The sequence below is a fragment of the Marinitoga arctica genome, assembly GCF_054657315.1.
This window is the reverse complement of record NZ_BAAHYY010000012.1, coordinates 42832-56036: the sequence shown is the minus strand read 5'-3', so window position 1 is coordinate 56036 and position 13205 is coordinate 42832. Positions and strand designations below refer to the sequence as shown.

General features: G+C 27.1%; 13 protein-coding genes and 1 pseudogene. All 14 read right to left on the bottom strand.

Going from position 1 to position 13205, the window contains the following annotated elements; translation table 11 throughout:
* Positions 1-253 (bottom strand): annotated as a pseudogene (locus ACYQ44_RS04955) (M23 family metallopeptidase); the annotation flags it as partial.
* Between the two features lie 73 nt (positions 254-326).
* Positions 327-581: an RNA chaperone Hfq gene (hfq, locus tag ACYQ44_RS04950; RefSeq protein ID WP_459995657.1), complete on the bottom strand. Its 255-nt coding sequence runs from the start codon at positions 579-581 to the stop codon at positions 327-329.
* Between the two features lie 40 nt (positions 582-621).
* The gene (gene miaA, locus ACYQ44_RS04945; RefSeq protein ID WP_459995656.1) at positions 622-1527 is read right to left on the bottom strand and encodes a tRNA (adenosine(37)-N6)-dimethylallyltransferase MiaA; all 906 of its coding nucleotides are present in this window, start codon (positions 1525-1527) and stop codon (positions 622-624) included.
* Entirely contained in the window at positions 1524-2285 is a 762-nt protein-coding gene (locus tag ACYQ44_RS04940; RefSeq protein ID WP_459995654.1) for a class I SAM-dependent methyltransferase, read from the bottom strand. Before ACYQ44_RS04940 ends, miaA begins: the two co-directional genes overlap by 4 nt.
* Positions 2212-2550, bottom strand: a complete 339-nt coding sequence (locus ACYQ44_RS04935; RefSeq protein WP_459995653.1) for a hypothetical protein — start codon at positions 2548-2550, stop codon at positions 2212-2214. Before ACYQ44_RS04935 ends, ACYQ44_RS04940 begins: the two co-directional genes overlap by 74 nt.
* 1 nt (position 2551) lies before the next feature.
* Positions 2552-4771: an ABC transporter permease subunit gene (locus ACYQ44_RS04930; protein ID WP_459995652.1), complete on the bottom strand. Its 2220-nt coding sequence runs from the start codon at positions 4769-4771 to the stop codon at positions 2552-2554.
* Between the two features lie 13 nt (positions 4772-4784).
* A complete protein-coding gene (locus ACYQ44_RS04925; protein WP_459995661.1) occupies positions 4785-6086 on the bottom strand; it encodes a carbohydrate ABC transporter permease in 1302 nt (433 codons plus the stop codon).
* 102 nt (positions 6087-6188) lie between these two features.
* Entirely contained in the window at positions 6189-7514 is a 1326-nt protein-coding gene (gene fliI, locus ACYQ44_RS04920) for a flagellar protein export ATPase FliI (protein ID WP_459995650.1), read from the bottom strand.
* Entirely contained in the window at positions 7501-8187 is a 687-nt protein-coding gene (locus ACYQ44_RS04915; protein ID WP_459995648.1) for a FliH/SctL family protein, read from the bottom strand. The genes fliI and ACYQ44_RS04915 overlap by 14 nt, the downstream gene beginning before the upstream one ends.
* Positions 8180-9196, bottom strand: coding sequence for a flagellar motor switch protein FliG (gene fliG, locus ACYQ44_RS04910; protein WP_459995647.1), 1017 nt, complete (start codon positions 9194-9196; stop codon positions 8180-8182). Before fliG ends, ACYQ44_RS04915 begins: the two co-directional genes overlap by 8 nt.
* A gap of 11 nt (positions 9197-9207) precedes the next feature.
* A complete protein-coding gene (gene fliF, locus ACYQ44_RS04905; protein WP_459995644.1) occupies positions 9208-10758 on the bottom strand; it encodes a flagellar basal-body MS-ring/collar protein FliF in 1551 nt (516 codons plus the stop codon).
* Positions 10759-10768: 10 nt separating this feature from the next.
* A complete protein-coding gene (locus ACYQ44_RS04900; protein ID WP_459995643.1) occupies positions 10769-11701 on the bottom strand; it encodes a transglycosylase SLT domain-containing protein in 933 nt (310 codons plus the stop codon).
* Between the two features lie 61 nt (positions 11702-11762).
* Complete coding sequence (locus ACYQ44_RS04895; protein ID WP_459995641.1) at positions 11763-12596, bottom strand: purine-nucleoside phosphorylase; 834 nt, start codon at positions 12594-12596, stop codon at positions 11763-11765.
* A gap of 77 nt (positions 12597-12673) precedes the next feature.
* Positions 12674-13204: a hypoxanthine phosphoribosyltransferase gene (gene hpt / locus ACYQ44_RS04890; RefSeq protein ID WP_459995639.1), complete on the bottom strand. Its 531-nt coding sequence runs from the start codon at positions 13202-13204 to the stop codon at positions 12674-12676.
* Between the last annotated feature and the right edge of the window lies 1 nt (position 13205).

The following is a 13205-nucleotide window of genomic DNA, read 5'->3' as shown; positions in this document are numbered from 1 at the left end:
AAGTGTTTCCATATATTTTATGGTTTACCCAAATTTTATAAACATATCCATCAGAGGCAGCATTTACAGGATATCCTACTCTTGAAAATGATGAAAAATCTATTCCAAGATGAAAATGAGGGCTATCACCTGTATCTCTATATTCTCCAAATGATGAGGTTAAATATGAATCTTTTACAGGTGGCAAAAAGCGCTGCGAAAATGAAAATACGATGCTTAAAAGAACAATTAGTATAATAATTAATTTTTTCATAATAGACCTCCTTATAGTTAAACATCCAGAAGATATTCTTCTGGATTAATTAAGTATATTTATTAACCGTTTTTTAGTTATCTCCTTGATTTTGTTGTTGATTATCTTGTTGGAATAACTTAACATATTTAGATGGCACAATCATTTTAATAGCATGTTTATATACTAGAGATTGTTGTCCTTTTTTTTCTAACAAAATAGTGAAATTGTCAAAAGATTTTATAAAACCTGTTGTTTGAAAACCACCCTCAAAGTAAATTTTACATTCAATTTTATTTGTTCTTAATAAATTCAAAAATCTTTCTTGCAAATTAAATTTTTCAGCCATTTCCTACTCCCCCTTTTAAGTAAAATTTAAAAACAAAATTTCAATCAAAATGTTTAAATATAATGTTTTTAATTTTATTTATTGAATTTTTTTCTTCAGTTAGATTAATCCATTTTGCAGTTTCATATCCTCTAAAATAAATAATTTGCCTTCTTGCATATCTTCTTGTATTTCTTTTTATATAATGAACCATTTTATCGTAATCAAATTTACCCTCAATGTATTCTAATACTTCTTTATATCCAATTGTATTCAAAGAGTTTAAATTTTTGTTATAACCCATATTTAATAAATTTTTTACTTCTTCAATTAGTCCTTGTTTTAACATAAGTTCAACTCTTAAGTTAATCCTTTCGTGAAGTTCTTTTCTATCTCTATCTAATATAATTATGTTAAATTCATAAGGAGATTCCGTTTTATGATTTTTAATTAAATGAGACATTCTTTTTCCAGAAATAATATAAATTTCTAGAGCTCTAATACTTCTTTTTAAATCGTTTTTATGTATTCTTAAATAACTTTCAGGATCAACATCTTTTAAAATATCTCTTATTATCCCAGGTTGTGATGTTTCTAATTTTCTTAAATAACTTCTTAAAGTTATGGAACCTGGTGATTCAAAAAAACCTTTATATATAGCATCAAAATATAATCCCGTTCCACCAGAAATAACAGGTATTTTTCCTTTATTTAATACATCTTTTATAACTTTTAAAGCGTCTTGTCTGTACATATACGCATTATAATATTGATCAGGTTCAACAAAATCAATTAAATGATGTTTTATTTTTTTTTGTTCTTCTTCTGTTGGTTTTGCAGTTCCAATATTCATATATTTATATATCTGCCTTGAATCACAAGAAATAACCTCAAACTCATTTCCAAGTTTTGTTAATATTCCTGTTTTTCCTACAGCAGTTGGACCTAGTATAACAGGTATTTTCATTTTAAATAAATCACCCCATAAAATACACCAGAATTCTTACTACCATCTATTTTATCAAATTTATATTTTTCCCAAATAGAATCTTTTATGTGAGCTTTTATAATTACTTTATCTTTAGCAACTCTTTTCATTTCTTCAATATCTGAAGGTTCAAGCTCATCATACACAGCAAATCTCCTTAATGGATTTAAAGCTGATGATTCAAATACAGGATTTTCAAACATTGGATCACAGTAAATAATATCATAACTATTATCTTTTTGTTTTCTTATATATTTTTTATAGTTTTCATTAATAATCTCTATTTTTTTTGAAGCTTCTTTTATCCACTTTATTTTAAAAGGATAATATTTTATACTTTCTTTTACAACAAAAAATATTGGAAAAGAACCTTCTAAACCAATTAACTTTCCTTCTTTTAATTGAGAAGCAATTAATAAAGCTTCACTCCCAAGACCAAAAGTTAGGTCTAAAACTGTTTCATCACCTTTTAAATTCATATTATTTAGTAAATAATCTTTCTTATCTGAAATATAATTTTTCATTCTTATCTTTACTATAGAAGGATGGAAGAAAAATTCAAAATCGTCCTTTTTAACTTTTACAGTAAGATTCTTTTCAACAACAAAATAAATATTCTGAATTTTTAAATGCCTTCTATTTTTGTAAATTAAATTATATTCTTCAGCGAGTTGTTTCGCTCGCTGAAGTTGTTCCTTCGATGGTTTGTGGGATGTAGTTATAATTAATTTTTCCATCTTTTATTGTCACACCCTTTTCTTCTAATATTTTTTTTATCATATCTCTTTCTCTTTCTAAATCATTAAGTTGTTTTTTTAATCTTTCAAATTCTGCTTGTGTTTTTTTGTAATCATTTGATAATTCAGTATATATAAACAACATACGAACCATTTGTATGCTAAAATAAACTATTATGAATGTTATGATTAAATATAAAAAGATTTTAATAGTTTTTTTTGATTTTTTCTTCTTTTTTCCAACAACAATTTTTTTTCTTTCCATATTACCCTTTCAATCCTGAACGAGCAATTCCTGCTACAAAATATTTTTGCATAAATATGAACAAAATAATAATTGGAATTACAGAGAATGTTGATGCTGCCATCAATAAATTATATAATGTACCAGATTCAGTAGTAAATGTTTGTAATCCAACGGCTAATGTTCTCATTTCCGGAGATTTTGTTACAATTAAAACCCATAAGAAAGCATTCCAACTTCCTACAAATTTTAATAAAGCACCAGTAATTAAAGCAGGTTTACTTAAAAGAACCATAACTGTCCATAAAAATCTCCAGCTACTACTTCCATCAATCTTTGCCGCATCCCATAGATCGTTTGGAATAGTCATAAATTGTTGTCTTAATAAAAATATAGCAAATACACTTACTATCCATGGAATAATCAAAGCATAATATGTATCTAACCATCTAAATTTGCTAATTGTTATAAAATTAGGAACTAACATAACTTCACCAGGAACCATCATTGTTGCAAGAAATAAAGTGAATAAAAAGTTTTTACCCCAGAATTCCAATTTTGCAAATGCAAAAGCAGCCATTGCAGCTATTATAATTTCAAAAATTGTTGTAGATGTAGCCATAAATACAGTATTAATATAATATTTTGAGAATGGCGCAGCATGCCATGCATCAACGTAATTTTGGAAAACATTTGCAAAAATTTCAGAAGGAGTGAATTTAACATTCATAGTTGGTTCATTTTCTAAGAACCATAAAGCATAAATATCTTTGAAATGTATTTCAATAGTTGAATAATTTCTATAATATACTTTATCTATTATATCCGGTGCTTCGAGTAGATCCACAATAGATATAGAATCTGAATACAATTTATTAAAGGATTCAAGTATATTATTATATTCAATCCTTATTTTAGATAATTCAATTAAATTAGTTTTATTGATATTGTTTTCAGTTATATATTTTTTATCAAAAATATTCAAATATGAATCAATATTTTCTAGTGTAACATTTGTATATTGTGAAAGAGTTCTAATTATCATCAAAGATTTAGATAAATCTTCAGATTTAATATTTAATTTTTTTAAGACTATATTATTAAAATCATGTTCAATATTTAAAACAAAATTATCTTTAATTTCTGAGATATCAATATTCTTATTTATAATATTTTTAAATTTATCAGGAATGTCAGATTTTTCCAAAGCTTTAAAGAAATTATTTTTCATAACCTCTTTTGAAGGTATTTTAAATTTTACAATAAGTTGATTAGGACTATATTTTTGTAATTCATTAAAATTGTTTTCAAAGAATATTTTGAAATTTAAAGTATTTTTATTATATACAATGGTATTATAAATATTTTTTTCCAATAATCTGTTAACATTTCTTAAATACATATCAGTAAATGAAATAAAGTTAATAGAATCAATTTTTTCAATAATTTTTTGAATAATATCATTTGAAATTATACCCGTTCCTCTAGAATTTTCTTTTATAAGAGTTGATAAATTTTCTAGTTCTATTTTTAGATTTTCTAGATAAATTTTTAATTCTTCTTTTTTCTTTAATTTTTCATTTTTTATTATAGAATTATCAGTTTCCTTGATTTTTAAATATGGTAGTCTGTTTAAAGAAACCTTTAAGAATTTATCTATATAATCTATAGAATTTAGAATTTCTTTGTTTAGTGTTTTTAATATTTGAGACTTTTTAAATAATCCACTTGATGTTGAATATAAGCTAAAATAAAAATCTTCAAAGTTTTTTGGAGTATCTTCAAGAGTATTTATTTCATTTGCTAAATCTCTCCCAAGAGGAAAATTAGCATTATATTCTTTTATTTTATCTATCAAGCTTTTTAATTCATCATTATTTGCATAATTCAAATTATCAAATGTTAATGTGACTAAACCACGTTTTACAGGATCATCTTCAATTGAAATAACCTTTTTATATGGATCATAAAGAAATTCTTTTTGTTTGGCTCTAAATTCTGCTAAACTAATACTTCCTTGATTTCCAATAGCTGTAGAAGGAGCATTTTTTATATTCACAGTTATTTCAGATTTAAAGTTTTTTGATGTCCATTTTGGTGGCCATTGGGCTATTTCACTACCTGTTTTAAATGAAGTTACAACCATCCAAGCAAAAGGCATAATCATTACAATTGCCCCACCTATTACTAATAAATACACAATTAAAGTGCTCATTGTATTTAAAAATTTATTCCAAGACATTTCTAAGACCCCCTTAAGAATCGTAATGAACGCGTTTTTTTCCAGCTACAAATTGTATAAAAGTAAAAATTAAGATAATACCAAATAATACATATGCAGCTGCACTAGCTTGTCCCATTCTTTGTTCACCGTAGAATTTTTCAAAGACATAATAAACTACAGTTAAACCGCTATTATTATAAGGGCCAGGGAGTCCTGAATAAAGAACAAAAATTTCTGAGAAAACCTTAAATGCACCAATCATAGACACGATTAATATAAAAAATGTTGTTGGGGATAATAATGGCCATGTAATATAAGCGAATTTTTGCCATGTTGTTGCCCCATCAACTTCAGCCGCTTCATAATAACTTTTATCAATATTTTGAAGACCGGCTAAAAAGATAATAGAATAATATCCAACTAATTTCCATATAGAAATAATAGCAATAGTAGGTATAGTCCATTTTTCATCTTTTAACCATAAAATTTTATCTACACCAAAAAAAGATAAAATATAATTTAATAATCCATTATCATTAAAGATCCATTGCCATACCAAAGAAACGGCGACAACACTTGTTACAAAAGGAATAAAATATATAGTTCTAAAAAAGACTTTTCCACTAATTTCTTGATAAAATAAAAGGGCTATTATCAATGATAAGAAAATTGTTATAGGCATTGATAATAAAACATAATAACTCGTATTCCATATAGCTTTTAAGAAATCAGCCTCTTCTTTTGCCATACTTAAAAAATTCACAATTTCGGGAATTTTTATTAATTTAATTCCAATAATATAAATACCAACAAAAATTAATAATCTTAATAATAATTTATCAGGAGCACCTTCTATTTTTTTGGCAGCAGCTATAGCAATATAATAAAAAGCTATATATAGAAAAATAATCCATTGTATTTGGTAATTTATATGATTCCATAAAACAAAAGTAATTAATGCAATTATAGTATTAATAAATACAGTAGTTTTAATAGTTTTATTAGATATTCTTTTTGAATCTAAAAGAACATTTAATAAGTATACTGCAAAGAATATAATAAAAAATGTTCCTAAAAATGCTACATTGAATGTAATGTCAACAGGGTGCTTTAGTTTAAAAAGTTGAGCATAATTTTCAAAACCTATAAATTGAGGATTTGCCTGATTTTTGAAATCCCACTTAAAAAAGCTCAAAACAAACGAGTATATAATTGGCCAAAAAACAAATATTGATAAAATTATCATTGATGGCAATATATAAAGATAGGCAGATATACTCTCTCGCGTTCTACGCCAAGCATGTGGTGATAGAAAAAATTTTGAAATCTTCATAAATAGTGCTAATAATAATGCAATTCCAACACCAATAGAAGGAATTAGAATTTCTGCAGGCATATAATTTCCTCCAATCTAGAAAATTTTAATACTTTTTTATTATATTTTTAGTTTTTCTGCAAGTTTGACAAGTTGATTCACAATTTCGTCAAATGAAGGTCTCTCGAAAGTTCCTTGTTTTAAAAATTCATTTATATTCTCTATTTCTTTTTTTGCAATATCAATTTTTTTGTTAGTTCCTTCTTTATAAGCACCTACTTCTATTAAATCCTTTGCATCATTATATGTAGCCATAATATCTCTTACAATATATGCTGCATCAAGATGTTCAGATGTAACAACAGAAGACATTAACCTACTAATACTTGCTAAAACATCTATAGCTGGATAATGTGAAGATTCAGCTAACCTTCTTGATAAAATAATATGTCCATCTACGATACCTCTTACTGTATCTGAAATTGGTTCATTGAAATCATCACCTTCTACAAGTACAGTATATATTGCAGTTATACTTCCTTTATCTGAATTTCCAGCCCTTTCTAATATTTTTGGTAACTCAGCAAAAACACTGGGAGTATAACCTCTTGTAGCTGGTGGTTCGCCAATTGAAAGACCAATTTCTCTTTGTGCCATAGCCCATCTTGTTAATGAATCAACCATTAACATAACATTATAACCTAAATCTCTAAAAAATTCTGCAATTGTAGTAGCACTTAATAAAGCTTTTGTTCTCATCAAAGCTGGTTGATCAGAGGTTGAGACAACAACGACAGAACGTTTTAATCCTTCTTCCCCTAAATCTCTTTCAATAAATTCTCTAACTTCTCTACCCCTTTCTCCAATTAATGATATTACATTTATATCTGCTGAAGTATTTCTTGCAATCATACCAAGTAGGGTACTTTTACCAACACCACTACCAGCAAATATTCCTATTCTTTGGCCTTTTCCGAGAGTAATTAAACCATCAATAGCTTTTACTCCAACAGATAATGGTTCTTCGATTTTATTTCTAATTAAAGGATTTGGCGGTGGAGAATATATAGAACGATATTTTTCTATATACAAAGGATTTCCATCTATTGGTCTTCCTATACCATCTAAAACCCTTCCAAGTAAATTTTGAGTTATTCCTATTGAGACTTTACGATTTAATTTTTTTACTTTAGCTCCAACATATAATCCATGAACATCTTCAAAAGGCATTAATAAAATTTTATTTCCAACAAAACCAACAACCTCACATAAAGCTTTATTTCCATCTTTTAAAGTTATAGAACACAAATCTCCAAGTGACACATCTGGTCCCTTGGATTCAATAACAACACCTGTTATTCTATCAACTACTCCTTCTAAAGAAAAAACATCTAAATCATTTATTTTTCTTTCTATATTAGCGTATATTTTGTCATAATTCTTCATTATTTAATTCTTCCTCTATAATATTATTTATTAATTTAATGATTTCTTCAGTATCAATAGTAATATTTCCCATATTGGTATTAACAACCATAGATAAACCTTTTAAAGTAATATCTTCAATGATTTCAATATTATCAACATTCCTAAAGTTTTCAATTATTTGAGGAAATTTATGTAAAATTTCCGAACTAACATGAATTTTTATATAGTCAAGATTAACAAACTTTTCTAAAATCTTATTTAAAGATGCTTCAATCCATTTTGGAGAAGAGAAAATTTCAACATTTAAAAATTTATTTATCAGTAATTTTAGTATATTAAACAATAATATCCTAGAATTATATATTTCTAAATCCACAGATTTTTTTAATGTATCTAATATATTGTTTAATTGTAAAGAATATTGTTCAATAAGCGAATTAAGCTCATCTTCAGCTTGTTGTTTTCCATCTTTTCTACCTTTTTCAACTTCCTCGGCATAAGCTAAATGAGCTTCATTAATAATATTTTCAGCCTCTTCTCTTGCTTTTTCAATAATTTCTTGAGCTTTCTTCTCGGCATCCTCAATAATTTTTTTTGCAATATCTTCAGATACTTCTTTTTCTAATTCTTTAGTATCTTCAGAAGATTCAAAAATTACATATTGTCCTTTGATTACTTTGCGATTAAACAATTAATTCTTCTCCTCCTCCACCGGCTATAATAATTTCTCCAGATTCTTCAAGTTTTCTTATTATAGCAACAATTCTTTGTTGTGCTTCATCAACATCTTTTAATCTAACAGGACCCATAAATTCTAATTCTTCTTGTATCATCTGACTAGCTCTTTGCGACATATTTGATAAAATTTTATTTTTGAGTTCTTCTGAAGCTCCTTTTAATGATAAAGTTAAATCACGTGTATCAACTTCTCTAAGTATCCTTTGAATAGTTCTATCGTCAAGTTTAAGAATATCTTCAAATACGAACATTTTCTTTCTAATTTCCTCAGAAAGTTTTGGATCAGATTCAGATAATCTATCAAAAATATTTTTTGATACAGTTCGATCAATATTATTCATTATTTCAGCGGTTGTTTCAATTCCTCCAACTTGACTGAATGGCTGAGCAGCAAATGATGATAACCTGTCTTTCATACGAGACTCTACCTCCTTAACAACATCAGGAGTGGCTCTATCCATAATAGAAATTCTTTTAATTACATCTACTTGTAAATCTTCTGGTAATCCTGCAATAACTTGTGCAGCAGCTGCAGGTGGCAAATAACATAACACCAAAGCAACAGTTTGAGGGTGTTCATTTTGTAAAACATTAGTAATTTGTGTAATATCAATTCTTTTTAAGAAATCAAATGGTTTAACCTGTAAATTAGTAACAAGATTTTCAATGATTTTAATAGCTTGTTCAGGTCCAAAGGCTTCCTCAAGCAATTTTTTGGCGTAGTCCACCCCACCTTCTTTTATAAATTCTTTAACTTTCATCAATTCAAAGAATTCATTTAAAATTTTATTTTTTTCTTCATCCGATATTTTACCTAAATTAGCCACTTCTAATGTTAACATTTCAACCTCTTCTTCAGTTAATTCCTTTAATAATTTTGAAGCTCTTTCGGGTCCAACTAAAACAACTAAAATTGCAGCTTTTCTTAACCCAGAACTTATAGTATCTTTCTCTTTAGGCATAAAATCACCTCTTATTGATTAATCCAATATTTTAAAATTTCAACAACATCATCTAAACTACTGTCAACAATTTTTGTAAGTTTTTCAAATATCTTTTGATCTTCACTAATTTCAACACTTTCTGGTTCAATTTCTTCAATAGCTTTCGTTGCAACCTCTTCAAGCCTTTTCTTTCTTTCAATAATAGTTTTTCTTGCTTTTCTTTTTCTATTGAGATTAATTATACCTATAACTAATAATATAATTACAATAATAAAAATAACAGATATAATAATTATTATTGTAACAAATTTAGCTCTTTCAGATTGGTTAATAATTTTCTGATATTCTGCTTCCAATTCTTTATTGAATTTAGTAAATAATATATTAATATTGCTCGGTGTAGCACCAGTTGCCGTTGAAATAGCGCTTTTAATTTGTTCTTTTGTCGTTTCATTTTCTGGTATAGGTGATTTATCTAAATCTATAAAAACAGTAATAGATTTTGTTGAAATTTCACCATTTTTATCTTCAGTTACCTTTTGATATATCTCGTTGAAATCATAATTTGTAATGGATTTAGAAGTTTTATAGGAATTGCCATTCTGATTTTCTGATGTTTGTGTAGTATAAGGTGGAGTATTTGAATCAACACCAGGAACATTTGAAGTTCCAGATGTAGAATAATTCTCTTCTGTTTCAGTTTGTTGGCTAATAATAATACCAGAACTTTTATTAACAGGTTGTACTTTACGCGTTTCTTCTTCTAATTTCTGCCAATTTAATTCAACTTCTGGTATAACGACAATAGCTCCAACTCCAAAAACCATTTGTAATTTATTTTCTATCTTTTCTGTGTAATATTCCTCAATTTTCCTTTTTAAATCAAATTTTGTAGCTGCATCTGCAATGTTTCCTTCTGAAATAACTTGAGCGCTTAAATTTCTTGAGTTATTATCAACAACCTTTACGTCGTTTGGATTTAGATTTTGAACAGAACCAGCTACAAAATCCATAATAGCTTTAACTTGTGAGGTATCTATAGTAGCACCAGGTTCTAAAAATAATAACACAGATGCAGTGGTTTTTGATTGTTCGGCAGGAGTATAATAGGTTCTTGAAGGCATAACTATGTGAACACGTGCATATTGAATCCCTTTCATAGTGGAAATAGATTTTGATAATTCACCTTCTAAAGCTATTTGATAATTTACTTGTTTATCATAACTAGTAGCTCCAAAACCTTGATTTTGAAGTAATTCATAACCTTGAACTTGATTTCCTAAAACACCATTTAATGCTAATTTCATCCATAATTCATATTTATTATATTTTTCAGGTACCTGAATAGAACCACCAGGACCAACTTTATAAGGTATATTTAACTCCTCTAATTTTGAAATAATTTTTCCACCTTGTTGTTCATCAACTCCACTTATTAAGACCTGATAATTAGGTCTTAAGTTTAATATTATTAAAAACAGTAATATAAATAATACAATAGCGACTAAAGCGGAATATACTATTTTTTGATTAGTAGAAAAATTATCCCAGTAATCTTTAATTATTTTGAAAGGATTCATATACTCACCTCTAAAGACTCATATAAATTCCAACTCTATATTTAGAGTTGAATAAAACTCCAAATTTTAAATCATAAACAGAAAACCCTGCTATTATTTTTAAAATTTCATCAATATATAATTTTAGCCATAATCCATTTTTACTTTCAATGTTTAAGAAATAAGAATCTAAAGTTTTAAAATTTTCCAAAGATATTATATTTTGTGACCACGGATATCCAAGTCTAACTAAAGACTCAATATTTTTTCCATATAACATTGCAATAGAAAAAGAAGTTTTTGGAAAATATAATAGACCGAAATTTAAATTAAAATCTTCAAATTTTGTTATATTTTCATCTTTGATAAATGAAAAATTTTGGGTTGAATAAAATTCAAAATTTTTATAAGAAAGTCCTGAATATGAATTTAATTCAAAAAAACTTTGAGAAACGGTTCCTTGAATACCAATTAAAAATGGAGAATAAATCTTAGTATTTTTATAGTTTTTTTGTGCATTTTTAACTTTTTTATAATATCTTAAGCCAGATGAATTTATTCCAGAATTTTTTACAGATGTTGGTCCTTGATAATATGCTGCAATCTGAGATTTTTCTGATTGTAGTATTCTATACAAATAACTATGATATGCAGTAGCTCCAGTAACATTATCAATAGGATTAAAAAGATTATCAATTCCAAAATCGTTAGCAACGATAGGTTTTATTTGTAATAATCCAATAGCATGACTTGATGAAATAGCATGTGTATAGTAACTCGATTCTACATACATTTGGCCACCAATTAGCGTTCTATCTTGAGACCATACAAAATTTAAAAGTTCAGATGAATTAATATAAGAATATTTATTTAAGAGAGTGTATTCAAAATTCAAAAACATGGAGTCTGTATTCAACTCCATGTGTAATCCAGGTTTATAGAAAATTTTATTAAATATATCCACCTTTTGTGAAAAAGCAAATAATGCGATTAATAGATATATGGAGAAAAAAAATTTTTTCACACTATAATTCTCCTAACAAATTTAATATGATTTCAGCAATTTTCTCACCAGTTTTATTAGCAATTTCTATTACTTCTTCTGCAGTTACAGGTTTTAGTTCATCAGGTACAGCCTTATCTGTAATAGCAGATAAGCCCAATACTTTTATTCCAGCATGATTTGCAACTATAACTTCAGGTACAGTTGACATACCTACAAGATCAGCGCCAAAATTTCTCATCATTTTTAATTCAGCAGGAGTTTCAAAAGTTGGCCCAGTGATACCTAAATATACACCAGTATAAACAGGGATACCAAGTTTTTTTGCAGTGGAAATGGCTTTTTCTGTTAATTCCTTATCATATGCTTCACTCATATCAGGAAATCTTGGACCCCATTCTTCGCAATTTGGACCAATTAAAGGATTATCACCCATGAAATTGATATGATCAGTTATTATACAAGGATTACCAACCTCAAAATTTGGATTCATACCGCCAGCGGCATTTGTTACTATTAAAATTTTTATTCCTAATTCTTGCATTACTCTAATAGGAAAGGTAACTTCTTTCATAGTATAACCTTCATAATAGTGGAATCTGCCATTCATTAGCATAACACTTTTTCCAGAAATTTCACCAAACATTAATACGCCTTTATGTCCAGGTGCAGTAGAAACTGGAAAGTTTGGAATTTCTGAATAAGATATACTTAAAGTATTTTCTAATTTCTCTGTAATGCTATATAAACCGGTACCTAATACAATGGCTATTTCTGGTTTATTTTTTATTTTACTTTTTATATAATTAGCAGCATCTCTAACATTTTTTACATATTTATTAATATCAAAATGCATAAAGTCACCCCCGTTGTATTAACATTATTTAACAGTAATATTATACCACAAAAAATAGTTATTTAATAAAAAAATATCTATTCAACGTATCCAATAAAAGGTAGGTTTCTATATTTCTCATCATAATCTAAACCGTAGCCAATAACGAAGTAATTATCAATCTCAAACCCAGGAAATTCAACATCGATTCCATGATCATGAGCATTTTTTATCAGAAGAGAGGTTAATTTTATTGAAGCAGGATTTTGTTTTTTTATTTCATTAATTAAAAATCGGATAGTATTTCCGGTGTCTACAATATCTTCGACAATAAGAACATGTTTTCCTTCTAAAGGTTCATTTGTCCAACTATTTACCGTTATTGAACCTGTTGATGATGTACCACCATGATAGCTTGAAACCCTCACAAAATAATATTTCATATCATGATCAATATTTTTTACCAAATCTGAAAAGAAATGTACAGAACCTTTTAAAGCGCAAACTGCAATAATCTCCTCATCAATATCCTTATAATATTCAGTTATTTGTTTGCCTAATTCTTTTGCTTTATTTAAGATTTGTTCTTCGGTTAATAAAACCTTTAATTTTTTTGGGTCAATGTTCATA

Coding starts and splice junctions, on each gene's coding strand:
- hfq (WP_459995657.1), bottom strand. CDS start 581: ATGGCTGAAAAATTTAATTTGCAAGAAAGATTTTTGAATTTATTAAGA.
- fliI (WP_459995650.1), bottom strand. CDS start 7,514: ATGAAGAATTATGACAAAATATACGCTAATATAGAAAGAAAAATAAAT.
- ACYQ44_RS04930 (WP_459995652.1), bottom strand. CDS start 4,771: ATGTCTTGGAATAAATTTTTAAATACAATGAGCACTTTAATTGTGTAT.
- ACYQ44_RS04895 (WP_459995641.1), bottom strand. CDS start 12,596: ATGCATTTTGATATTAATAAATATGTAAAAAATGTTAGAGATGCTGCT.
- ACYQ44_RS04940 (WP_459995654.1), bottom strand. CDS start 2,285: ATGGAAAAATTAATTATAACTACATCCCACAAACCATCGAAGGAACAA.
- ACYQ44_RS04935 (WP_459995653.1), bottom strand. CDS start 2,550: ATGGAAAGAAAAAAAATTGTTGTTGGAAAAAAGAAGAAAAAATCAAAA.
- fliF (WP_459995644.1), bottom strand. CDS start 10,758: ATGAATCCTTTCAAAATAATTAAAGATTACTGGGATAATTTTTCTACT.
- miaA (WP_459995656.1), bottom strand. CDS start 1,527: ATGAAAATACCTGTTATACTAGGTCCAACTGCTGTAGGAAAAACAGGA.
- hpt (WP_459995639.1), bottom strand. CDS start 13,204: ATGAACATTGACCCAAAAAAATTAAAGGTTTTATTAACCGAAGAACAA.
- fliG (WP_459995647.1), bottom strand. CDS start 9,196: ATGCCTAAAGAGAAAGATACTATAAGTTCTGGGTTAAGAAAAGCTGCA.
- ACYQ44_RS04925 (WP_459995661.1), bottom strand. CDS start 6,086: ATGAAGATTTCAAAATTTTTTCTATCACCACATGCTTGGCGTAGAACG.